Source organism: Nocardioides jejuensis (assembly GCF_004337475.1).
GTDB lineage: Bacteria > Actinomycetota > Actinomycetes > Propionibacteriales > Nocardioidaceae > Nocardioides > Nocardioides jejuensis.
Window position 1 is genome coordinate 51,451 of sequence record NZ_SJZJ01000009.1, and the last position, 22,428, is coordinate 73,878.

Here is a 22,428-nt window from a genome sequence, read left to right on the forward strand (position 1 = left end):
GCACCTCACACAGTCCGGAGTACGCCGGCCGAGCGACCGGCTCGTTCAGCGTGGCAGCGGCGAATTCGGCGTGTCAACGGACGCCCTCCCGCTGTTCGCGCTCGACCGCGCGGCGTACGGATCGCACGTTCGCGGCGTTGCATCCGGCGCCGAACGCGGTGGCGTTGCGCGGCCCCGTGCCGAGGCGGGCAACGGCGGGAATGCCGCGGCACGCCGCCGCCGACCCCTTGGCGTACGTGAGGAAGTCACCCCAGTCAGCGGGTACGACACCGCGGGTCAGCAGGATCGTGACGCAGCCGATCTCGTGGCCGAAGCGCAGCGCGTCGACGCGGCCGGGCTGCCCCATGATGACCAGCGGTACGCCGGCTGCGTCGGCGTCCGCCTTCAGCCGGCGCAGGCCAGCCTCGGTCCAGGTCTTGATCTCGAAGCACGGCGTCACCCCGTGCTTCTTCCCCTCGATCAGCTGCTCGGCGCATGTCGGGATCCGGGTCCTGCCGCGGTCTGTGCGGAGCCGTGCCACGACCACCGACCGGAGTCGGTCGAGGCGCGCGTGGCGCGCGACGTCTCCGGCCCGGAAGCCCTCGTGCACGCCGGGCACCGGCCAGTGGTTCGACTGCTGCACGTCGTCGCCGTCGACGCAGGTGTCGTTGTCCCAGGCGTTGGCCCCCGTCCTCGCCACGCGCGCCGGCCCGTCCGCGCCGTTGTAGAAGCGATAGGTCCGCCACTCCGGTTTGTGGGCGATGAGGAGCGGGAACGGGAGTACTCCGGCCATCCCCTCAGCGTCCTCCGCCCGCGTCACCGCAGCGTCAGCGGCACCGCGGGTCCGCAGCGGCACCCGAGGTGGTGACGCCGTCGTGACAGGCGCTGTCGGACGATCGGACCAGACGCGACTCAGCAGACGGGAGCGCGAGATGAGTGACGCGCATCTGGAACGGATCGACGGCCTCCAGCCGAAGGCGCGACGCCTTGCCCAGGCGGCGTTCGATGACGCCGCCAAGGAGGGCGTCGGCGTGATGGTCACGCAAGGGCTGCGCACGTTTGCCGAGCAGCAGCGCCTCTTCGACCAGGGCCGGACGACTCCCGGCCAGATCGTCACCCGGGCGCGTCCGGGCCAGAGCTATCACAACTTCGGCCTCGCGTTCGACTTCGTCGTGGTCCGCAACGGCCAGGCGGTCTGGGACCAGAACGACGCTGACTGGCGCCGCTTCGTCCAGATCTGCAAGGGCCACAACTTCGAGTGGGGCGGCGACTGGCGCTCCTTCAAGGACTTCCCGCATCTCCAGGTTGCGGGCGCGCCGTCGCTGGCGGAGCTGATCGCGTCGTTCCCGCACGGGTGGCGCGGCACGGCGGCGCGTTCGCGGTGGAGGGAGGCCACGGCACTGCCGCTGCGCAACGGCACGAAGGATCCCGACCCGGACGCCGGGACCGGCCTCGTCGCGCAGGTCCAGCGGCTGGTCCAGGTCCACGCCGACGGGTATTTCGGCGACGACACCGAAGCGGCGGTGACGGCGTTCCAGGTCACTCACGACGCCGCGGGTGCCGACGTCGCCCCGGGCAAGGGCCTCGCCACCAACGGTGTCGTCGACCGGGCCACCTTCGCCGCGTTGCAGGCAGCGGACCAGGCGGCCGACCAGGCCGAGGCCGGGGCAGGTGGTGGCTGGCTCTCCCCCGCCCGGATCGCGGCCGCCGTGGGCGCCGACCCCTCGGGTGTCGCGCGCAACTGGCCGCTGATTGCCCGTGCACTACGCCGGGCAGGCATGCGCGGACCCCGCGCGAAGATCGCCGCTGCAGCAACCGTCCGTGTCGAGGTCGGCGCCGGCTTCCAGCCGATCAACGAGTTCGGCGACGCCGACTACTTCACCCGCATGTACGAAGGGCGCACCGACCTCGGCAACACCGAACCGGGCGATGGCGCGCGCTACCACGGCCGCGGCTACATCCAGCTGACCGGGCGGGCCAACTACCGCACCTACGGGGCGCGCCTCGGACTCCCGCTCGAGGACCGTCCGGAGATCGCGCTCGACCCGGCGGTGGCTGCGCAGGTCCTGGTGGCGTACTTCGACCAGCGGGGCGTGGACGACGCCGCCCGGCGCGGCCAGTGGGAGCTCGTACGCCGGAAGGTCAACGGCGGCCTGAACGGCTGGCCGGTCTTCAAGTCAGCGGTCGACGCGCTCAAGGCAGCCGCCTGAGTCCACGCAAATGCACGAAGGGCCCCGACCGCAGCTGCGGTCGGGGCCCCACGAGTGAAATCAGATGCCGCGAACGTTCTCGGCCTGCGGACCCTTGGGGCCAGCAACGACGTCGAACTCGACCTTCTGGTTCTCATCCAGCGACTTGTAGCCGTTGGTCTGGATCGCGGAGAAGTGAACGAAGACGTCCTCGCCGCCGCCGTCCTGGGCGATGAAGCCGAAGCCCTTCTCAGCGTTGAACCACTTGACGGTGCCCTGAGCCATGATCTGTGTCCTTCTGTTTTCGCCGGACGCACTGTGCAGTCCGAGCTGCCGAAGCCATTCGAATGTGCTGATGACCGGCAAGCCGAAAACCAGGAACTACGAGATACAGGCCGCGCGTGGTGTGCGGCCAGGACGGTGAAACCGCCCCTTCAACATCACCAGCGTAGGGCCTCTGTGGTGAAACCGCCGCTTCGGGGTCTCGGCGCGCCGCCCAGGTCCCAGGAAGAGAGCGTCGAACAACGCCTCGCGCCGAGAACGACGAAGCCCCTCCGGAGGACCGGAGGGGCTACGTGGTGGTGGGCGATACTGGGTTTGAACCAGTGACCTCTTCCGTGTCAAGGAAGCGCGCTACCGCTGCGCCAATCGCCCAAGCTTTTGAGTTGTGGTGAGTTGGAGGTGGGTACCGGATTTGAACCGGTGTACACGGATTTGCAGTCCGTTGCCTCGCCTCTCGGCCAACCCACCATGGAGGCCTGGTGTGGCCCAGTCAAGGTGCACTTGACTTCTCCGAGCGGACGACGAGACTCGAACTCGCGACCCCAACCTTGGCAAGGTTGTGCTCTACCAACTGAGCTACGTCCGCTTGTTTTCCTTGGCGTTTCCGCCCCGGGCAACGACGAGAACATTAGCGGAACGCATCCGGCGTGCAAAATCGGGGGTCCCGAGCGTGTCGGGTGGGAGGCTTTGCCCATGCAGGCAAGGTCGAACGGCGTCTTCACGACCGCCCTCGTGCGAGACGGGCAGCCGCACCACCTCGGCCTGCACCTCGCGCGGCTGGTCGAGAGCGCCCGCATCGTCGGGCTCCCCCAGCCCACACCCGACGCCGTACGCCGCCGGGTCACCGTCGCCCTGACGGCACCCGATGCGCCCACGACAGCAGCCCGCATGCGTCTCGACTGGGACGGCACCGAGGCGACTGTGGCCATCGCGCCCTTCGCCGGCCACCCGCGCACCACGACCGTCCTGAGGGCTCCGGATCCGCGCGAGTCCGACTCCCCCACCGCCGGCGCCAAGACCGACGCGCTGGGCAGCCAGGGCCGCGCTCTCGTCGCGTGGGCCCAGGAGCACGGCGCAGGCGAAACACTGCTCGCCACCACGGCCGGCCTGCTGTGCGAGGGAGCCACGAGCAACGTCTTCTACGTGGTCGACGGCGAGCTCCGGACACCCACGCTCCACACGGGCCTGCTCAACGGCATCGCGCGGCAGCTACTCCTGGACGCGACCGGCGCCGTGGAGGTCGACGCGCCGTACGACGTCCTCGGCCGGGCCGACGAGGTCTTCCTGACCAGCAGCCTGCGCGGCGTACAACCGGTGACTGCTGTCGACGGCAGGGAGATCGGCGGGCCGGGTCCCGTCACGAGAGCAGCCCAGCAGGCGTGGGCGGCACTCGCCACCGACGACTGACAGTCCGGCCGCAACACGCCCCGGAAATGACACAAGGTCCGAACCCCTCCCTCCGGGGTTCGGACCCATGTCGACGAGCAGCAGGTCAGGCAGCCATCAGCTGTCCGATCAGCATGTCGAGATCGAGGTGCTCGCCCTCGGTGCCGAGCGGCACAGCGGCGAGCGTGCGGTTGACGAAGCGGTAGAGGTCCTTCGTCGCGACCTGGACCAGCAGCTCGCCGTCGGGCGAGTGGAGCTCGATGATCACGACGGCCTGGCCCTCGGCGTCGAGGCACGGCCACACGTGGACGTCACCGTCGCCGGCCGGCGTGGTCAGGCCACGGACCATCAGGTCACGGGCGAAGGTCCAGACGACGTCGCCACCCGCGGTGCGGAACGTCGTGGTGACGGCGTACGGGTCGACGGAGGTGTAGCCGAGCTCACCAGGCAGGGTCATCGTCTGACCACCGCCGTCGACACAGTCGAGGGTGACGGCCTCGGTGACCGTCATGGTCCTGATCTCGTCGAACTTCATGGTGATTACCTCCGTCGAGGGGCCCCTCGTCATGGGCCCTACGCGAGAGGAACGGTCCTTGACATCCGTCATGACGCGGTTTCGACATCAGTTCTCGGGTGACCCCAGTCACACGAAACTGGCCGGGTGCAACCAACTGCCGTCCGCACGCGCGCCGACTAACCTCGCCCCATGGCGGAGGTGCACTGGTTCAGGCGGATCCACCAGCGCCTGCACGCGCATCCCGTGAGCGGTGCGATCACCAAGGTCGTGATCACCGTGCTCGGCCTCCTCGTGCTCACGGCCGGGCTGGTCATGATGGTCACGCCCGGCCCCGGCGTCGTCGGGATCCTGGCCGGCCTCGGTCTGCTGGCTCTCGAGTGGGACTGGGCACGCCGCTGGCTCGCCGCTGCGCGGCACAAGGCGGCGGCGACCGCCGAGCAGGCGCGCACCATGGACCCGGCCGTACGCCGGCGCCGCACGCTCCTGCTGGCGCTCGCGGTCGCCCTCGTCGGCGGCATCGCAACAGTGCTGGTCTGGCAGTTCGGCTGGCCCGGTTTCGGCTCGCTCAACCCTGTGCGCTAGGGTTTCTGACACACCACGGGTGATTGGCGCAGTGGTAGCGCACTTCGTTCACACCGAAGGGGTCACTGGTTCGAACCCAGTATCACCCACCGCGGGAAAAGCCCCGCTGGTCCGCGGTAACGCGACCAGCGGGGTTTTCTCATTCCTGCGAGGAGGATGGGCGTGAGCATTCCGGGGCCGGTGCAGGCGGCCTTCGTGCTGCAACCGCAGGAAGGCACGCGCTGGGTCGCGCTCCGCGCCGCGGCCTCGACCGGCGTACCGCTGCTCCTCCTCTGGGCGACCGGGCACCTGGAGTGGTCGCTCTTCTCAACCTTCGGTGCCTTCGCCTCCGTCTACGGCCGCGGAGAGTCGCACCGGGCGCGCTTCGTCATGCAGGTGACGGTGGGGATGCTGCTCACCGTCGCCGTCTCGCTGGGCACCCTGGTCGGCTGCCTCGACAGCCGCGCGTGGATCGCGATCGTCGCGTCCGCGGCCATCGCAGCCGTCGGAGCCGTGCTGTCGGACCTGCAGCAGTGGCACCCGCCCGGCCCGATGTTCTTCGTCTTCGCCGTCGCCTCGACGGCCTCCATCCCGGCCCAGCCGGGCACCGCGGCGACAGCTGCCGTCGTCGCCTCGGCTGCTGCCGCGTTCGCCGTCCTCGTCGGAGCCGTCGGCGCCGTCCGGAGCGGGTGGGGCGCGCCGCGGCCCCGCCCCGCGCGCACGATCGACCATGCGCTGCGCCGCCACGTCGCCCGGAGCGTCGTGGCCGTTGCGCTGGCCGGGACGATCGCCACCTCTGTCGGGATCGGGCGGCCCTACTGGGCGATGATCGCCGCCGTCGTACCTCTTGCGGCTCGCGAGCTCGACGCGCAGCTGACCCGGGCACTGCAGCGTGCAGCCGGGACGACGATCGGCCTCCTGCTCGCCGCCGTCCTCCTCGAACTGCGGCTGAGCGGCCTGGTGGTGATCCTCATCGTGACCGCGTTGCTCGCCATGACCGAGGCGCTGGTCGGTCGCAACTACGCGCTGGCGCTGGTCACGATCACGCCGCTGGCGCTGCTCATGGTCCACCTGGCCAGCCCGACGCCCACCGGTGTCCTGCTCTGGGACCGCTGGATCGAGACGATCATCGGTGTCGTCGTCGGAGCCGGAGTCGGCTACCTGACGCGCGCACGCCCCACCCGCTGAGCGGGCGCGGAGGCGGTACGTCGGTCAGTCGGCGACTTCGCCGAAGATGCTGACCCGGTCGTCGGCAGTGCCGGACTGGCCCTTGGTCACCGAGGAGACGAAGCGGAAGTCGTCACCGACCGCCGGCAGGGCGGATCCGGAGACCCGCTCCCACTGGCCGCAGATCGTGTTGCCCTCGGCGCCCGCCAGGTCGGAGACCGCGTCGGACTTCAGGCAGAGACGGTGCGTCTTCGCGTCGTACGACGAGACGACGGCTGTGGTGCGGTCGGGTGAGTCCCAGCCGGTGACCGCCCCCGTCAGGTAGCCGCCAGCGAAGACGATGACGCCCGCAGCGATGACAACGGGGGTCGGAAGGTTCACGTTTCCCACAGGCGTCAGTCTCGCACGGACCTGTTTGTCAGGTGCGGCCACACGACGTCGACCGAGGCGTTGACCGCGGCTCCGATGAGGACGGCGATCGAGACGATGTAGAGCCAGATCAGGACGGTGATCGGCGCGGAGAGCGGGCCGTAGACGCTCGTCGACTCCCCCGCCGTCGCGGTGAGGACCGTGCGAAGCAGCCAGGAGCCCCCGATCCAGCAGACGATCGTGAAGAAGGCCCCCGGCAGGTGGTAGCGCCAGGCCGATCGCGACGGCACGCTCACGTGGTAGAGCGTCGTCAGGAAGCACACGCAGAGCAGCAACACCGTGGGCCAGTAGAGGCTCTCCAGGAAGTCCAGGCGGTCGGGGATCCACCGGCGGACCAGCGACGGCCCGGCGATGACCAGTGGGATCGTGACCATGCCCGTCAGCAGGCCGAGGATGTAGAGACCGAAGGAGAGCACGCGGGTCCGGATGATCCCCCGCTCGCCGCCGAGCCCGTGCATGATCGTGATGGTGTCGACGAAGACGTTGAGCGCGCGCGACCCTGACCAGAGCGCCAGCACGAAGCCGATCGAGATGACGTCGAGGCGACCGCCCTTGGTGACGATGTCGAACGTCGGCGCGATCACCGCGTTGACCGTGCTCTCCGTCATCGCCTGACTGGCCAGGTCGATCACGTCGGAGCGGATCTCCCGCATCTGGACCGCCGTGAACTCCCGCACGAAGAAGCCGATCGCCCCCGTGAGCGCGAAGACGAGGGGCGGCACCGACAGCACCGCAAAGAACGCCGCCTCGGCCGCGAGGCCGGTCACCCGCCAGCGCAGGCAGGACGCGACCGTCGCAGTGATCAACCGCCAGAGGTCATGACCCACCCGGCGTACGACGCGGCGGAGCAGCGCAAGCAGCTCGTCCGACGTCATGGGGATCAACCTAGCGACCGGAAATGCCAAGTCGGCGCCGGGAAACGCCCCCAGCGCCGACTTGGCGGTGTGACTCACACCGTGGCGTGCTCCTGAGTGGCCGGAACGACGGCCGGGTTGCCCGTGTCGCCATGACCGTCGTCCACCATGCTGGACTCGTCGAAGGGGTCCTCGCCCGACAGCACCCGGTCCAGCTGGGCGCGGTCGATGCCGCCGGTCCACCCGGCGACGAGCACCGTGGCGACAGCGTTGCCAGCGAAGTTGGTGAGGGCGCGCGCCTCGGACATGAAGCGGTCGATGCCGACGATCAGGCCGACCCCGTCGAGCAGCTCGGGGCGGTGGGACGACAGGCCGCCGGCGAGCGTGGCCATGCCGGCACCGGTGACGCCCGCGGCGCCCTTCGAGGCGATCATCATGAAGAGAAGCAGCGAGATCTGCTCCCCCACGGACAGCGGGTTGCCCATGGCGGACGCGATGAAGAGCGAGGCCATCGTCAGGTAGATCGCGGTGCCGTCGAGGTTGAACGAGTAGCCGGTCGGCACGACCACACCGACCGTCGGTCGGTCGACGCCCGCGTGCTCCATCTTGGCGATGAGACGCGGCAGGGCCGACTCGGAGGACGAGGTCGACAGGATCAGCAGGAACTCGCGGCCGAGGTAGCGGAGCAGGCTGAAGAGGTTCACGCCGGCCGCCACGCGCAGGATCGTGCCGAGCACGACGAAGACGAAGAGCGCACAGGTCAGGTAGAAGCCGAGCATCAGCACAGCCAGGCTCTTGAGGGCGTCAACGCCCGTCTCCCCGACGACCGCGGCCATGGCGCCGAAGGCACCGACGGGCGCCACCCACATGATCATCGAGAGCACCCGGAAGACCAGGCGCTGCACGTGGCCCACGCCCCGGAGCACCGGCTCGCCGGACGCACCCATCGCCTGGAGCGCGAAGCCGACCAGGAGCGCAACCAGGAGCGTCTGCAGCACCTCGCCCGACGTCAGGCCGCCGAGCATCGAGGTCGGGATGATGCCCAGCAGGAAGTCGGCCGTCGTGGCGTGAGCGCCTTCGGCGAGACCCGAACCCGCGGACGCCGTGGCGGCCGTGATGTGCAGGCCGCTGCCGGGGTGGAGCAGGTTGCCGACGACCAGGCCGATGCCCAGGGCCACCGTCGACATCACCAGGAAGTAGCCGAGCGCCAGGCCGCCGACGCGACCGACCCTGGCCGCGCTGCGTACCGAACCGACGCCCAGGACGATCGTGCAGAAGATGACCGGCTGGATCATCATCTTGATCAGGGCGACGAAGGCCTGGCCGAGCGGCTTGAGCTGCACCGCGAAGTCCGGCGCGAGGATGCCGACGGCGATGCCGAGGGCGACCGCGCCGATCACGGCGAGGTAGAGGTAGTGGGTGCGGTCCTTGCGGCCCGTTGCCTGGCCGTTCGGCCGTGCGGTGCTGTCGCTCATCAGTTCCTCCAGCGGTGTGCGGGTCCCTCCCGACCACCTCATGCTGTCCACCGATGTGACGGCCGTCACCGTTCTGTTCACAGAGTTCACGGCCCTGCACGGCAGCCGCGAACCGTGCAGAATCACCGACATGCGCCGACCCCGTCGTGACAGCTCCGTCGCGCGGCAGATCCTGCTCCTGCAGCTGCTGCTCGTGACCGTGCTGGTCGCTGCCGCGCTCGGCCTGGCGGCGTACGACGCACGGGGTGATGTGCGGACCCAGGCGAGGGCCGAGACGCTGGTGACCGCCCGCGCGGTGGCCGACTCCCCCACTGTGCTGGCGGCGCTGCGGGGCCCGGAGCCCTGCCGTGCGCTGGAGCCGTACGCCGAGGACGTGCGGCAGGACACGGGGACGGACTTCGTGGTGATCATGCGTCCCGACCGGACCCGCTGCACCCACCCCGACCCGACGCAGATCGGCAAGCTCTTCATCGGCGACCTCGGCACTGCGCCGCAGGGACGCCCCTTCAGCCAGGAGTACGCCGGCACGTTGGGCCCCTCGGTCCGCACGGTCGTGCCGGTCACCGACGGCGGGGAGGTCATCGCCTACGTGGCCGTCGGCATCACGCTCGACCGGCTCAACAGCCAGCTGGTGCGCGCCCTGTTGCCGCTCGGCATCGCGGGCGGGCTCGTGCTGCTCGCCGGCACAGCCGGAGCCTTCCTCGTCAACAGGCGCCTCCGCCGCCAGACCCACGGCATGGGCGCCGACGAGATCACCCGGATGTACGAGTACTACGACGCGGTCCTCCACGCGGTGCGTGAGGGCCTGGTCCTGGTGGACACCCGCGACCGCGTCCAGCTCGTCAACGACGAAGCGCGGCGCCTGCTCTCCCTGCCTGACGACGTGGCTGGCCGCTCGGTCCACGAGCTGGGTCTGCCTCCGGCCCTGAGCCGCGCAGCGGTCGGGGAGAACGCCGCAGCCGACGACATCTACGTCACCGACCGCCACGTGCTCGTCGTGAGCTCCTCCCCTGCCGTCTGGCGCGGGCGCACCGTCGGCTCCGTGGTCTCGCTACGGGACCGGACCGAGCTCCAGGACGTGTCCGGTGAGCTCGACCTGGTCCGCGGGCTGACAGACTCGCTGCGCGCGCAGAACCACGAGGCAGCCAACCGGCTGCACGCCGTCGTGTCGCTCATCGAGATGGGCCAGCCGGAGGAAGCAGTCGAGTTCGCCATCGGCGAGCTCCACGTCGCCCAGCTGCTCACCGACCGGCTGACGGCCTCCATCGAGGAACCCGTGGTCGCCGCACTCCTGCTCGGCAAGAGCGCCGAGGCCGCCGAGCGCGGCATCGCGCTGGAGGTCGCCGGCCGGCTCACGACCGCGGGACTGCCGTTGTCGTCGCGCGAGCTGCTCACGCTCGTCGGCAATCTCGTCGACAACGCCCTCGACGCCGCCACGAGCTCCGAGGTACGCCGGGTGCGCGTCGCGTTCGACAGCGGGGGCGGCTGGTTCGCGGTCACCGTCGACGACAGCGGCCCCGGCATCCCCATAGGCGACGTGGACCGGGTGCTGGAGCGCGGCTGGTCCACCAAGGCCGCCTCGGGGCGCGGCGTCGGGCTCGCCCTCGTGGCCCAGCTGGTCCGCCGACATGGCGGCACGGTCACCGTCGGCGACGCCCCGCTGGGCGGCGCCCGCTTCCACGTCGCGATCCCCGTGGAGGCGCCATGAGCATCCGGGTGCTGGTCGTCGAGGACGAGGAGATCGCGGCGCGCGCCCACGCGGCGTACACGGAGCGGGTCACGGGGTTCGAGACCGCTGGCGTCGCGCGCTCCGCGGGCGAAGCGCTCCGGATGCTCGGCGCCGACCCGGACATCCAGCTCGTGCTCCTCGACATGCACCTCCCCGACGGCCACGGCCTGGGGCTCGTGCAGCGCCTGCGCGCCGCCGGGCATCTCTGTGACGTCATCGCGGTGACCTCCGCGCGTGACGCCGACGTCGTCCGTGCTGCGGTGGCGCAGGGCGTCGTGCAGTACCTGCTGAAGCCGTTCACGTTCGCGACGTTCCGCGACAAGCTCGAGCAGTACGCCGCGTACCGCGCGCAGCTCTCCTCGAGCGGCACGCAGGTCGCGCAGCACGACGTCGACGCCATGTTCGGAGCGTTGCGCTCGCGGGGTGGCAGCGCACCGCTCCCCAAGGGGATGTCCGCCGAGTCACTGCGCGACGTGGCCGACGCGCTGCGCGCGGCCGAGGCGAGCATGTCCGCCTCCGAGGTCGCTGCGGAGATCGGCGCCTCGCGGGTCACGGCACGTCGTTATCTGGAGCACCTTGCCGACACCGGCTCCGTCGAGCGCACCCAGCGCTACGGCGGGGCCGGCCGACCCGAGATCGCCTACCGCTGGCGGTGAAATGCCGAAGGGTCCCGGCCGGCGCCTGAGCGCTGTGCCGGGACCCTGTCGTCGCTCAGGCCAGGTCGAGACCGGGGTAGAGCGGGTGCTTGTCGAGCATCTCGGCCGACGCGGCGCGGGTCTTGTCCGCGACGCCGTCCGCCAGCTTGTACGTCGCCTTCGACGAGCCGCCGTCCTTGGTGACGCCCGGCGTCGTGTTCTTCAGGACGTCGACGACCAGGTCGGCGACGTTGTCGAACTCGTCGTGCCCGAAGCCACGCGTGGTGAGCGCGGGCGTGCCGAAGCGGATGCCGGAGGTGTACCAGGCGCCGTTCGGGTCGGCCGGGACCGAGTTGCGGTTGGTGACGACACCGGCGTCGAGCAGGGCCTGCTCGGCCTGGCGACCGGTCAGGCCGAAGCTCGTGACGTCGAGGAGCACGAGGTGGTTGTCCGTGCCGCCCGTGACGAGCTTGGCGCCCCGCTTGAGGAAGCCGTCGGCCAGCGACTTGGCGTTGTCCGCAACGTTCTGCGCGTACGTCTGGAACGACTCGGTCTTCGCCTCCGCGAGCGCCACAGCCTTGGCGGCCATGACGTGCGAGAGCGGTCCGCCGAGGACCATCGGGCAGCCGCGGTCGACGTTGCCGGCGTACTCCTTGGTCGCGAGGATCAGACCGCCGCGCGGGCCGCGAAGCGACTTGTGCGTGGTGGTGGTGACGACGTCGGCGAACGGAACCGGGTTCTCGTCGCCCGTGAAGACCTTGCCCGCGACCAGACCGGCGAAGTGCGCCATGTCGACCATGAGGGTCGCGCCCACCTCGTCGGCGATCTCGCGCATCTTGGCGAAGTTCACCCGACGCGGGTACGCCGAGTAGCCGGCGACCAGGATGAGCGGCTTGAACTCCTTCGCCTTCGCGCGGAGGGCGTCGTAGTCGATGAGGCCCGTGACCGGGTCCGTGCCGTACTGGTTCTGGTGGAACATCTTGCCGGAGATGTTCGGGCGGAAGCCGTGCGTCAGGTGGCCACCGGCGTCCAGGCTCATGCCGAGGAGGCGCTGGTTGCCGAGCTCGTGGCGCAGCTTCTCCCAGTCGGCCTCGGACAGGTCGTTCATGTTCTTGACGCCGACGTTCTCCAGCCACGGGCCCTCGACGCGCTGCGCCAGGATCGCCCAGTACGCCGTGAGGTTGGCGTCGATGCCGGAGTGCGGCTGCGCGTAGGCGTACTCGGCGCCGAAGAGCTCCTTGGCGTGCTCGGCGGCGAGCGTCTCGACGGTGTCGACGTTCTGACAACCGGCGTAGAAGCGGTGACCGACCGTGCCCTCGGCGTACTTGTCGGAGAACCAGGTGCCCATCGTCATCAGGACGGCGGGGCTGGCGTAGTTCTCGGACGCGATGAGCTTCAGCGACGCGCGCTGGTCCTCGAGCTCCTTGCGGGTCGCCTCGGCAACGCGCGGCTCGACGGAGGCGATCACTTCGAGGGCCTGCTTGTACGCAGAGCTGGTGAGGGCAGAGAGATCGGTCATGCCGCAGATCCTAGTGACGTCTTCGGACTGGTCCTGCATCGTCCTGAACCCCAGTGCCCCCTCCAGTGTTCGCCGGGGTCGGTTGTCGCCCCCTCGCGCGGCGCAGGACGCTCGAATCCCGGACCTTTCACACGGAGGTGGCGCTGTCATGACCGAGACCGTGAACCAGAGCTTCAACGGCGAGACGCTTACCCCGGCGAGCCCCGGGTACGACGCAGCGCGGACCGTCTTCAACGGGCTGGTCGACCGACGTCCGCAGCGGATCATGCGGTGCAGCTCTGCCGCGGACGTGGCGGCGGCGATCGCCTCCGCTCGTGCCGACGGTCTCCCCCTCAGCGTGTACGGCGGCGGTCATGGTGTCACCGGCTCCGCCGTGGTCGACGGCGGCGTGTGCGTCGACCTGCGCGGGCTCGACGGGGTCGCGGTCGACCCGGAGGCCCGGATCGCGCGCGTCGGCGGCGGTGCCACGTGGGGTGTCGTCGACGCGGCAACGCAGGAGCACGGACTGGCCGTCACCGGCGGACGGGTCTCCACGACCGGTGTCGGCGGGCTGAGCCTCGGCTCCGGCAGCGGCTGGCTGGAGCGGGCGTTCGGTTTCGTCTGCGACAACCTGCTCGCGGCTGAGGTCGTGACCGCGGATGGCCGCATCGTGACCGCGAGCGACACCGAGAACCCCGACCTCTTCTGGGCGATCCGCGGCGGCGGTGGCAACTTCGGCGTGGTCACCGAGTTCACCCTCCACCTGCACCCGCTCGGGCCGATCGTCTTCGGCGGAATGCTCCTCTACCCCGGCTTCATGGCCGTCGACGTGCTCCGCAACTGGCGGGACTTCATGCGTACCGCTCCCGACGAGGTCGGATCCGGCGTCGCCCTGATCACGGCGCCGCCGGAGGAGTTCGTGCCCGAGCCCGCACGCGGCCAGCCCTGCGTCGGGGTCGTCATCGCGTACGCCGGCGACCCGGCCGCCGCACCCGGCGTACTGGCTCCGCTGCTGGAGTTCGGCCCGCCCGCCGCAAACCTGTGCCAGCCGATGCCCTACGTCGCCGTGCAGCAGCTGCTCGACCCGCCGAACCAGAAGGGCATGCACAACTACTGGACCGGCGACTTCCTGACCGACTTCCCCGACGAGGCGGTCGCGGCATGGGTCGAGCACGGCTTCCCGCCCGTGTCACCCCTCACCCAGCTGATCGTCGTGGCCGGCGGCGGAGCGATCGCGCGCGTCTCCGACGATGCCACGGCGTTCGGCAACCGCAGTGCGCCGTTCAACCTGCACATGCTGGGGATGTGGCCGCCCGATCCCTCACAGGACCAGGCGAACATCGACCACATCCGTGGCCTGGCCGCCGCCATGAAGCCGTGGACCACCGGAAGCGTCTACCTGAACTTCATCGGCGACGAAGGGCTGACGCGGGTCGAGTCGGCGTACGGCCCGGCGAAGTACGCCCGGCTCCGGGAGATCAAGCGGGCATGGGATCCTGAGAACGTCTTCAGGCACAACCAGAACATCCCTCCGGCCTGACCGGTCGCTCGCGTCAGGTCGTGTCGGGTCGGTCACACGTCAGGCCCTCGCCACCGGGAAACCGGCCCACGATGTCTCGAATCACGGACTCTCCGTCCACATCACGAGATTTCGGCTTGTGATGCGGGTGTCCGCAACGTGAGACTTGCCCGCGTCAATGTGGGACCCGGCCCCGGCCTGCGTCCGCATTCCCGTTGCCCCGTTCGAAGGACATCGATGAACGACCAGCCCACCCCTGCCGTCAAGGTGGAGATCCCCCGTCCGAAGCGCGGAGAGGGTCAGTGGGGACTCGGCTATCTCGAGCCGCTCAACAAGAACGAGCAGTCCAAGCGGGACGACAACCCGCTCAACGCGATCGGCCGCATCAAGAGCACCTGGGCGCAGGCCGAGTTCGACCGGATCGACCCGGCCGACAAGCGCGGTCGCTTCCGCTGGGCCGGCCTCTACACGCAGCGCGCCCCCGGCTTCGACGGCGGCAAGACCGCGACGCTCGAAGAGGAGGAGCTGGACGACAGCTTCTTCATGATGCGCGTGCGCACCGACGGTCAGATCCTGACCGGTGCCGCGCTGCGCACCCTCGGCTCGCTCTCCAACGAGTACGCCCGCGGCACCGCCGACATCACGGACCGCAACAACATCCAGTACCACTGGATCGAGATCGGCTCCGTCCCGGACATGTGGGAGCGCCTCGACGCGGTCGGTCTCACCACCATCGAGGCCTGCGGTGACTCGCCGCGTCCGTTCCTCGGCTCCCCCGTCGCTGGCATCGCGAAGGACGAGCTGATCGACGGCTCCTCCGCGCTCGCCGAGATCAAGCGTCGCTCGCTGGGCAACCCGGAGTACTCCAACTTCCCGCGCAAGTTCAAGACCGCGCTGACCGGCCACCCGTCGCACGACGTGGCGCCGGAGGTCAACGACGTCGCCTTCGTCGCGACCGTCCACCCCGAGCTCGGCGTCGGCTTCGACTGCTGGGTTGGCGGCGGTCTCTCGACCAACCCGCACCTCGCGCAGAAGCTCGGCGTGTGGATCCCGCTCGAGGAGGTCCCGGATGTCTGGGAGGCCGTTGCCGGCATCTTCCGTGACTACGGCTACCGCCGCCTGCGCTCGCGTGCCCGCCTGAAGTTCCTCGTGGCCGACTGGGGCATGGAGAAGTTCCGCGAGGTCATGGAGGTCAAGTACCTCAAGCGCGAGATGGTCCGGTGCGAGTCGCCGGCCGTGCCGGAGCACCAGGGTGACCACATCGGCGTGCACGAGCAGAAGGACGGCAAGTTCTTCATCGGCGCCGCGCCGGTCGTCGGCCGCATCAACGGCGACGTGCTGCTCGGTCTGGCTGACCTCGTCGAGCAGTACGGCGCCCAGGGCGCCCGCCTGACGGCGTACCAGAAGCTCGTGGTGATCGGCGTCGACGGCGCCGACACGGAGGCGTTCGCTGCGGGGCTCGAGAAGATCGGCCTCACGGCGGCCCCGTCCAACTGGCGCCGCCGCACGATGGCCTGCACCGGCATCGAGTACTGCAAGCTCGCGATCGTCGAGACCAAGGACCGCGCCAAGGACCTGATCGAGGAGCTGGAGAAGCGCTTCCCCGAGCTCGACTCCCCCATCTCGGTCAACCTCAACGGCTGCCCGAACGCCTGCGCGCGTACGCAGGTCGCGGACATCGGCCTCAAGGGCCAGCTCGTCCTCGACGAGAACGGCGAGCAGGTCTCCGGCTACCAGGTCCACCTCGGTGGCGGCCTGGCGCTCGGCGCGAACTTCGGCCGCAAGCTGCGTGCGCACAAGGTGACCTCGGCCGGCCTGGACGACTACATCACCAAGGTCGTGACGAACTACCTCGCGGGTCGCGCCGCGGGTGAGTCGTTCCAGACCTGGGTGCAGCGTGCCGACGAGGACCTGCTGCGCTGATGACCACCTCGACGATGAGCTCCCGCGCGGAGATCTACCACTGCCCGTACTGCGGCGAGGAGGACCTCCGTCCCCACTCCGCGTCCGCGGGCGAGTGGGAATGCCGCAGCTGCCTCCGGGCGTTCACCGTCACCCTGCTGGGTCTCATCCGACCGAACGGATCCAGCGGGTCCGTATCTGCATCGGAGGATCTCGCATGACCGCCGCAACGACGCGCGCCGCGCGCCTCTCGCGAGGCTCGCAGATCGAGGGCCGCTCCCAGGAGGAGCTGCGCGAGATCGTGTCCCACGTGGGTGCCGAGCTGGAGCTCGCCCCCGCCGAGCACATCATCGAGTGGGCTGCCGCCACCTTCGGCGAGCGCTTCTGCATCACGTCCTCGATGGGCGACGCGGTGCTCGCGCACCTCGCGTCCAAGGTCGTGCCGGGCGTCGACGTGGTCTTCCTCGACACCGGGTATCACTTCGCCGAGACGATCGGCACCGCCGACGCCGTCAAGCACACGATGCCCGTCAACCTGATCACGATCACGCCCGTGCAGTCGGTGGCCGAGCAGGACGCGCAGTACGGCCCGGATCTCTACAAGCGCGACCCCGACCTGTGCTGCAAGCTGCGCAAGGTCGAGCCTCTCGCGACCTCCCTCGACGGCTACGACGCCTGGGCGACCGGCCTGCGCCGGGCCGAGACCCACAACCGGGTGTCCGCTCCGGTCGTCGGCTGGGATGCCAAGAAGAAGAAGGTCAAGGTCTCCCCGATCGCGCGGTGGACCGACGAGCAGGTCGAGCAGTACATCCAGGACAACGGTGTGCTCGTGAACCCCCTCGTCTACGACGACTACCCCTCGATCGGTTGCTGGCCGTGCACCTCGCGCGTCAAGCCCGGCGACGACCCGCGCTCGGGACGCTGGGCCGGCCAGAACAAGACCGAGTGCGGCATCCACACCTGAGCCGCAGCGTGAACTTTCGATAACTGAATTGACCGTCTAATCGACAGCGTTGTCGACTCGCACCGATATCCCGAAGGGAGGCCGCACACGATGGCTGCTCCTGCACTGGTTGCCCTGGCTCATGGTTCCCGTGACCCGCGGTCGGCCGCGACGATCAACGCCCTCGTGGCGGAGGTCCGGGCACTGCGCCCCGACCTGCGCATCGAGGCCGCGTTCCTGGACCTGTCGCGTCCGTCGTTCTCGACCGTCGTGGACCGCCTGGTGAAGGCCGGATTCGACGAGATCGTCGTCGTTCCGCTCCTGCTCAGCGAGGCGTTCCACGCCAAGATCGACGTCCCGACGGCCGTTGCCGAGCAGGCCGCGCGTCACGAGGGCCTGCAGATCCGCGCCACGGCGATCCTCGGTCACGAGATGTCGTTCCTCGAGGTGCTCGACCAGCGCCTGCGTGAGGCGCTGGCCGCTGCCCGATGTCGCGAGCTGGACGCCCTCGTCCTCGCCGCGGCAGGCTCGTCCGACCCGCTCGCCAACCAGGCAGTCGCCCGCCTGGCCCGTGTCTGGGGCGCGCACCACAAGCTGCCGGTCAAGGCTGCCTACGCGTCGACCGCTCCGCCAGCGACCGGCGAGGCCGTCCGCGCCTTCCGTAACGAGGGCCGTCGTCACATCGCGGTCGCGTCCCTCTTCCTGGCCCCCGGGTCGCTCATCGACCGTGCCTCCGAGCTCGCCGTCGAGGCGGGCGCCGTCGCGGTCTCCGAGCCTCTGGGCGCCCACCCGGAGCTGGCGCGCACGATCCTCGCGCGGTACGCCGTCGGCGCCGTCGAGCTCGTCCCCGTCTGACCCACCTCTGCCGAGACGGGCCTTGTGCCCCGTCGAAACGGGGCTCGTGCTGCGGCACGGGCCCCGTTTCGCGTTGGCACGGGGCCCGTTTCGCGTTGGCACGAGGCCCGTCTCAGCGGGCTAGCCGACGAAGCGCTGCAGCAGGTGCGCGAGCTCGCGCGCAGGATCGGCAGTGATGCCGCCATGCACCGGGCCCGGCTGCAGGACGGTGCTCCGCGGGGCCTTCACGAACCCGAAGCGGGTGCCGAGGTCCCCACGACCAGCGGCGCCGACCGCCGCGTCGCCGGCGCAGACCCCCTCGACGTACGACAGCGCGTCGCAGACCCGGCTCACGTCGAGCGTGGCGTCGAGGGCGCGCAGGCGCGCCGTGTCGCAGCTCCAGGCGGCCGCAAGGAACTTCGTCTCCTGGCAGTACACGACGACGCCGACGTTGAGGAACTCCTCGCGCTCGACGCGAGGAACGCACCGCAGCACGACGTACTGGTAGGGATGGCGCTCGGTCATCGGGACACCGCTTCCCACCACGCGGTGGCTTGCAGACGGGCATCGAGGAACGCGACGTACGCGGCGCGCACGGCATCCGGCGAGTCGGCACCCGGCACGGGCTCCAGCCAGGCGTCCGGCACGTCGGCCAGGATCTCCTCGAAGGCCGCGCGGCTCAGCGTCGCCCGCGCGCGCCGGTCGATCGCCTCGAGATCGTCTGCCTTGGCCGCTTCGAGGAGGACGTGGTCGTCGGCGTTCCATCGGAGGGCGGCGAAGCGGGCGGGGTCGCCGACTCCCCCGCTCCAGCCGTGGTGGAAGTAGAGCGATGCTCCGTGGTCGATGACCCAGAGGTCTCCGTGCCACAGCAGGAGGTTCGGGTTGCGCCAGGAGCGGTCGACGTTGGCGATGAAGGCGTCGAGCCAGAAGACGGTGCCGGCCACGCCCTCGGGCAGGCTCGTCGTGCCGTCGAAACCGAAGGATCCCGGCAGGAAGTCCACGCCCAGGTTGAGCCCGAGGCTGGCACGCAGCAGGTCCTGGATCTCCTCGTCCGCCTCGTAGCGAGCCAGCGCGTCGGCCAGCTCCAGGGCGACGAGGCGCGGGGTCTGCAACCCGAGGCGCGTCGCCAGTCCACTGGCGATGGTCTCGGCGACAAGCACACGCAGACCCTGCCCGGCGCCCCGGAACTTGCAGACGTAGGTGCCGAGGTCGTCGGCCTCCACGATGCCCGGGAGCGAGCCGCCCTCGCGAAGCGGTGCGACGTAGCGGGTGACGGAGACGGTGGGCATCACTGGACCGGCACCTCGTCACGCAGTCGCTGCTTCTCGTGTTCGACGTCGAAGTCGGCGGTAGGCCAGCTGAGATCCAGGCCGCGCAGGGCGTCGAGCAGGAGGTGGCCGATGGCGAGATTGCGGTACCACTTGTGGTCACTGGGGATCACGTGCCAGGGCGCTGCCTCGGTATTGGTCCGCTCCAGGGCGATCTCATAGGCCTCGCGGTACGCCGCCCAGCGGGCGCGCTCGTCGATGTCGCCCGGGTTGTACTTCCAGTGCTTGGTCGGATCGTCCAGCCGGGCGAGCAGACGCTCCTTCTGCTCGGCCGCGGAGATGTGGAGCATGCACTTCACGATCGTCGTGCCCGCGTCTGCAATGCGTTGCTCGAACTCGTTGATGGCGCCGTAGCGACGCTCGATCTCCTCGCTTGGCGCCAGCTCACGGACCCGGCCGATCAGCACGTCCTCGTAGTGCGACCGGTCGAAGACGCCAATCAGCCCGGCCGGGGCGAGCGCCTTCTCGATCCTCCAGAGGAAGTCGTGCGCACGCTCCTCGTCGGTCGGTGCCTTGAAGCTGGTCACCTTCACGCCGGCCGGGCTGACCAGCCCCACGGTGTGCTCGAGCACGCCTCCCTTGCCGGAGGTGTCCATCCCCTGCAGGACGAGGAGGACGCTGCGTCCGCTGTCCTTGTTGGCGTACAGGCGCTCCTGGAGGTCGGCGAGCTCCGGGCCCAGCTCCTCCAGGGCTGCTTCGGCGTCGCCCTTCTTCCCGTCGTACGCCGGCGTGGCGGCCGGGTCGATCGCGGTCAGGTCGACGGGGCCTGGCGCGAGCGCGTGCGCGTCAGCGAAGGAGCTCATGGCAGAACACTAGAACCGCGGCCAGAACCCGCGACTGAACGGGTCAAAACCCGGGTCTCAACCCGTCAAAACCCGGGTTTCGACGTCACTCGTCGTCGATTGCGCCGAGCTCCTCGCGGACCACGGCGAAGGCCACGCCGGGGCCGTGGCCCTTGCGGGCGAGCATCCCGACGAGGCGTCGGGTGGCGACCTCGGGAGCGAGGCCGCGCATCGAGCGCAGCTTGCGCTGCACGAGGCGGCGCGCGACCTCGAGCTCATCGTCGGGGTCGATCTCGTCGAGGGCCTCACGCGCGACCTCGTCGTCGATGCCCTTGCGACGCAGCTCCTGTGCCAGGGCTCGCGAGGCGAGCCCCTTGCCGGGCTGGCGGGAAGCGATCCACTGACGGGCGAAGGCGGCGTCGTCGATCAGGCCGACGTCGGTGAACCGGTCGAGCAGCCGGCTCGCGATCGCCGGCGGCACGTCCTTCTTCGCCAGCTTGTCGGCGAGCTCCTTGCGCGAGCGGGCCGCACCGGTCAGGGCGTCGAGGAGGATCTTGCGGGCGACGGCTTCGTGATCGGCCTCGGGCCCGAGCGCCTCGAGGTCATCGGGCGGCATGGCGTCGGCGGTCGAGGCGAAGTCCGGCGGCGGACCGGCCTGGCCGAGCCACGCGGCCACCCCGGCGTGCACGTCGCCGTGCCACGCCGGGGCCGCCGTGGTGGGGTCAGACATCAGAAGTCGACGTTCGTCGGCTCCTCAGCGGGAGCGTCGACGGTCGGACCGACACCGAGCTTCTCGAGGATCTTCTTCTCGAGCTCGTTGGCGAGGTCAGGGTTGTCGCGCAGGAAGTTGCGCGCGTTTTCCTTGCCCTGGCCGAGCTGATCGCCCTCGTACGTGTACCAGGCACCGGCCTTGCGGACGAGGCCCGCGTCGACACCGACGTCGATCAGGCCGCCCTCGCGGGAGATGCCCTTGCCGTACATGATGTCGAACTCGGCCTGCTTGAACGGCGGAGCCACCTTGTTCTTCACGACCTTGACGCGGGTCCGGTTGCCGACCATGTCGGTGCCGTCCTTGAGCGTCTCGATGCGGCGCACGTCGAGGCGGACCGAGGAGTAGAACTTCAGCGCGCGACCACCGGTGGTGGTCTCCGGCGAGCCGAACATGACGCCGATCTTCTCGCGGAGCTGGTTGATGAAGATCGCGGTCGTGCCGGTCTGGTTGAGCGCGCCGGTCATCTTGCGGAGCGCCTGGGACATCAGGCGGGCCTGGAGACCGACGTGGCTGTCACCCATCTCGCCCTCGATCTCGGCACGGGGCACGAGCGCGGCGACGGAGTCGATGACGATCAGCGAGAGCGCACCGGAGCGGATCAGCATGTCTGCGATCTCGAGCGCCTGCTCTCCGGAGTCGGGCTGCGAGACCAGCAGGGCGTCGGTGTCGACGCCGAGGTTCTTCGCATACTCCGGGTCGAGCGCGTGCTCGGCGTCGATGAAGGCGACCAGGCCTCCGTTGCGCTGGGCGTTGGCGACCGCGTGCAGCGCGACCGTCGTCTTACCGGACGACTCGGGGCCGTAGACCTCGACGACGCGGCCACGCGGGAGGCCTCCGATGCCGAGGGCGACGTCGAGAGCGATCGCGCCGGTCGGGATCACCTCGAGCGGAGCGCGGGTCTCATCACCCAGGCGCATGATCGAGCCCTTGCCGAACTGCTTCTCAATGTTTGCGAGCGCTGCGTCGAGCGCCTTGCCGCGGTCTCCAGCCATCTTCATTTCCTCTTCACGTAGTCACCAGCCGAGTACATCGGCGACGTTAGGACGAACCACCGACACAGCCTGATCAGCCCTGTCGACACCTGTGGAAAACCTCGCCCGGACGTCGTACCCGGTGACCACAACCTACCCGAACAACTGTTCGAACGTCGTCGTGTCGAGCGGCGTGTCGCACACCACCCGGGCAGGATGGAGGGACGCACCCGATCGCAGGAGGACACCGTGCCGCAGGCCGCCAACACCGTCGTCATCGCACGTCCCGTCGCGGACGTCTTCGCGTTCTTCACCACGCCTGCCAACGACCCCACGTGGCGTAGCGGCGTGAAGGAGATCAGCGGTGGCACCCCGGCCGTCGGCGCAGTCGTGAAGCAGACGATCGCCGGTCCGATGGGCAAGGGCATCCCGGCCGACATCGAGATCACCGCGCTCGAGCAGGACGCGGCGTACGGCTTCCGCGGTATCACCGGGCCGGTGCGCCCGGTGGGCCGCTACACGTTCACCGTCGTCGAAGACGGCACGCACGTGCACTTCTCGTTGAGTGCCGAGATCACCGGCCTCAAGAAGCTGATGATGGGCGCGGCCGTGCAGAAGAGCATGGACGCCGAGGTCGCCGGCCTGGCGAAGGCCAAGGCACTCCTCGAGGGCTGAC

23 protein-coding genes and 4 tRNA genes are annotated in these 22,428 nt (G+C 69.8%); 12 read left to right on the forward strand and 15 right to left on the reverse strand.

The annotated features are described in order from the left end of the window. Nucleotides 1-73: 73 nt before the first annotated feature. Nucleotides 74-772: a hypothetical protein gene (locus EPD65_RS07250; RefSeq protein ID WP_131582664.1), complete on the reverse strand. Its 699-nt coding sequence runs from the start codon at nt 770-772 to the stop codon at nt 74-76. Nucleotides 773-911: 139 nt separating this feature from the next. On the opposite strand from EPD65_RS07250, the gene EPD65_RS07255 reads away from it, so the two are divergent. Next, nucleotides 912-2,189, forward strand: a complete 1,278-nt coding sequence (locus tag EPD65_RS07255) for a M15 family metallopeptidase (protein WP_165872924.1) — start codon at nt 912-914, stop codon at nt 2,187-2,189. A gap of 60 nt (nt 2,190-2,249) precedes the next feature. Here the strand turns inward: EPD65_RS07255 and EPD65_RS07260 are convergent, their stop codons facing one another. The 4 genes from EPD65_RS07260 to EPD65_RS07275 all read right to left on the reverse strand — a co-directional run bounded on the left by EPD65_RS07260 (nt 2,250) and on the right by EPD65_RS07275 (nt 3,036). After that, the gene (locus tag EPD65_RS07260) at nt 2,250-2,453 is read right to left on the reverse strand and encodes a cold-shock protein (protein WP_131582668.1); all 204 of its coding nucleotides are present in this window, start codon (nt 2,451-2,453) and stop codon (nt 2,250-2,252) included. Between the two features lie 294 nt (nt 2,454-2,747). Continuing rightward, nucleotides 2,748-2,822: transfer RNA gene (locus EPD65_RS07265), tRNA-Val, on the reverse strand. Between the two features lie 22 nt (nt 2,823-2,844). Next, nucleotides 2,845-2,918 (reverse strand) — tRNA-Cys (locus tag EPD65_RS07270). A 45-nt stretch (nt 2,919-2,963) separates the two neighbouring features. Continuing rightward, nucleotides 2,964-3,036 (reverse strand) — tRNA-Gly (locus EPD65_RS07275). A gap of 107 nt (nt 3,037-3,143) precedes the next feature. Here EPD65_RS07275 and EPD65_RS07280 point away from each other — a divergent pair. Beyond that, nucleotides 3,144-3,857: an aminotransferase class IV gene (locus tag EPD65_RS07280; protein WP_131582670.1), complete on the forward strand. Its 714-nt coding sequence runs from the start codon at nt 3,144-3,146 to the stop codon at nt 3,855-3,857. 85 nt (nt 3,858-3,942) lie between these two features. Here EPD65_RS07280 and EPD65_RS07285 read toward each other — a convergent pair whose 3' ends face one another. Continuing rightward, on the reverse strand, nt 3,943-4,371 hold the full coding sequence (locus EPD65_RS07285; protein ID WP_243640493.1) for an SsgA family sporulation/cell division regulator: 429 nt from the start codon (nt 4,369-4,371) through the stop codon (nt 3,943-3,945). 171 nt (nt 4,372-4,542) lie between these two features. Here EPD65_RS07285 and EPD65_RS07290 point away from each other — a divergent pair, with 171 nt between their 5' ends. From EPD65_RS07290 to EPD65_RS07300, 3 genes are all read left to right on the forward strand, one after another. After that, nucleotides 4,543-4,935, forward strand: a complete 393-nt coding sequence (locus EPD65_RS07290) for a PGPGW domain-containing protein (protein ID WP_131582672.1) — start codon at nt 4,543-4,545, stop codon at nt 4,933-4,935. A 17-nt stretch (nt 4,936-4,952) separates the two neighbouring features. Then, nucleotides 4,953-5,024: transfer RNA gene (locus EPD65_RS07295), tRNA-Val, on the forward strand. 73 nt (nt 5,025-5,097) lie between these two features. After that, nucleotides 5,098-6,102 carry an FUSC family protein gene (locus tag EPD65_RS07300; RefSeq protein ID WP_207891449.1) on the forward strand — a complete coding sequence of 335 codons (1,005 nt, stop codon included), beginning with the start codon at nt 5,098-5,100 and terminating at the stop codon, nt 6,100-6,102. 24 nt (nt 6,103-6,126) lie between these two features. Here the strand turns inward: EPD65_RS07300 and EPD65_RS07305 are convergent, their stop codons facing one another. The 3 genes from EPD65_RS07305 to EPD65_RS07315 all read right to left on the reverse strand — a co-directional run bounded on the left by EPD65_RS07305 (nt 6,127) and on the right by EPD65_RS07315 (nt 8,839). Next, a complete protein-coding gene (locus EPD65_RS07305; protein WP_131582676.1) occupies nt 6,127-6,471 on the reverse strand; it encodes a hypothetical protein in 345 nt (114 codons plus the stop codon). Nucleotides 6,472-6,476: 5 nt separating this feature from the next. After that, on the reverse strand, nt 6,477-7,385 hold the full coding sequence (locus tag EPD65_RS07310) for a YihY/virulence factor BrkB family protein (RefSeq protein ID WP_131582678.1): 909 nt from the start codon (nt 7,383-7,385) through the stop codon (nt 6,477-6,479). 74 nt (nt 7,386-7,459) lie between these two features. After that, entirely contained in the window at nt 7,460-8,839 is a 1,380-nt protein-coding gene (locus EPD65_RS07315) for a cation:dicarboxylate symporter family transporter (RefSeq protein WP_131582679.1), read from the reverse strand. A gap of 130 nt (nt 8,840-8,969) precedes the next feature. Here EPD65_RS07315 and EPD65_RS07320 point away from each other — a divergent pair, with 130 nt between their 5' ends. Then, nucleotides 8,970-10,547: a sensor histidine kinase gene (locus EPD65_RS07320; protein WP_131582681.1), complete on the forward strand. Its 1,578-nt coding sequence runs from the start codon at nt 8,970-8,972 to the stop codon at nt 10,545-10,547. Then, nucleotides 10,544-11,224, forward strand: a complete 681-nt coding sequence (locus EPD65_RS07325) for a response regulator (RefSeq protein ID WP_131582683.1) — start codon at nt 10,544-10,546, stop codon at nt 11,222-11,224. Before EPD65_RS07320 ends, EPD65_RS07325 begins: the two co-directional genes overlap by 4 nt. 55 nt (nt 11,225-11,279) lie before the next feature. On the opposite strand, the gene EPD65_RS07330 is transcribed toward EPD65_RS07325, so the two are convergent. Next, nucleotides 11,280-12,722: a glycine hydroxymethyltransferase gene (locus EPD65_RS07330; protein WP_131582685.1), complete on the reverse strand. Its 1,443-nt coding sequence runs from the start codon at nt 12,720-12,722 to the stop codon at nt 11,280-11,282. Between the two features lie 148 nt (nt 12,723-12,870). Between EPD65_RS07330 and EPD65_RS07335 the strand changes: the two genes are divergently transcribed. The 4 genes from EPD65_RS07335 (at nt 12,871) to EPD65_RS07355 (ending at nt 17,920) form a co-directional block, all read left to right on the forward strand. Further along, nucleotides 12,871-14,241, forward strand: coding sequence for an FAD-binding oxidoreductase (locus EPD65_RS07335; protein ID WP_131582687.1), 1,371 nt, complete (start codon nt 12,871-12,873; stop codon nt 14,239-14,241). A gap of 216 nt (nt 14,242-14,457) precedes the next feature. Beyond that, nucleotides 14,458-16,143, forward strand: a complete 1,686-nt coding sequence (locus EPD65_RS07340; protein WP_131582689.1) for a nitrite/sulfite reductase — start codon at nt 14,458-14,460, stop codon at nt 16,141-16,143. A gap of 196 nt (nt 16,144-16,339) precedes the next feature. Beyond that, on the forward strand, nt 16,340-17,086 hold the full coding sequence (locus EPD65_RS07350) for a phosphoadenylyl-sulfate reductase (protein ID WP_131582691.1): 747 nt from the start codon (nt 16,340-16,342) through the stop codon (nt 17,084-17,086). 90 nt (nt 17,087-17,176) lie between these two features. Beyond that, the gene (locus tag EPD65_RS07355; protein ID WP_131582693.1) at nt 17,177-17,920 is read left to right on the forward strand and encodes a sirohydrochlorin chelatase; all 744 of its coding nucleotides are present in this window, start codon (nt 17,177-17,179) and stop codon (nt 17,918-17,920) included. Between the two features lie 120 nt (nt 17,921-18,040). Here the strand turns inward: EPD65_RS07355 and EPD65_RS07360 are convergent, their stop codons facing one another. From EPD65_RS07360 to recA, 5 genes are all read right to left on the reverse strand, one after another. Next, a complete protein-coding gene (locus EPD65_RS07360) occupies nt 18,041-18,424 on the reverse strand; it encodes a DUF3037 domain-containing protein (protein WP_131582695.1) in 384 nt (127 codons plus the stop codon). Further along, a complete protein-coding gene (locus EPD65_RS07365; protein ID WP_243640494.1) occupies nt 18,421-19,188 on the reverse strand; it encodes a HipA family kinase in 768 nt (255 codons plus the stop codon). The genes EPD65_RS07360 and EPD65_RS07365 overlap by 4 nt, the downstream gene beginning before the upstream one ends. Next, nucleotides 19,188-20,030, reverse strand: coding sequence for a PPK2 family polyphosphate kinase (locus tag EPD65_RS07370; RefSeq protein WP_131582698.1), 843 nt, complete (start codon nt 20,028-20,030; stop codon nt 19,188-19,190). Before EPD65_RS07370 ends, EPD65_RS07365 begins: the two co-directional genes overlap by 1 nt. Before the next feature lie 85 nt (nt 20,031-20,115). Next, nucleotides 20,116-20,739: a regulatory protein RecX gene (locus tag EPD65_RS07375; protein WP_131582700.1), complete on the reverse strand. Its 624-nt coding sequence runs from the start codon at nt 20,737-20,739 to the stop codon at nt 20,116-20,118. Continuing rightward, nucleotides 20,739-21,779 (reverse strand): recombinase RecA, encoded by a 1,041-nt coding sequence (recA, locus tag EPD65_RS07380; protein ID WP_131582702.1) that lies wholly within the window; start codon nt 21,777-21,779, stop codon nt 20,739-20,741. The genes EPD65_RS07375 and recA overlap by 1 nt, the downstream gene beginning before the upstream one ends. A 189-nt stretch (nt 21,780-21,968) precedes the next feature. Between recA and EPD65_RS07385 the strand changes: the two genes are divergently transcribed. Further along, the gene (locus tag EPD65_RS07385; RefSeq protein WP_131582704.1) at nt 21,969-22,427 is read left to right on the forward strand and encodes an SRPBCC family protein; all 459 of its coding nucleotides are present in this window, start codon (nt 21,969-21,971) and stop codon (nt 22,425-22,427) included. The last annotated feature ends 1 nt before the right edge of the window (nt 22,428 follow it).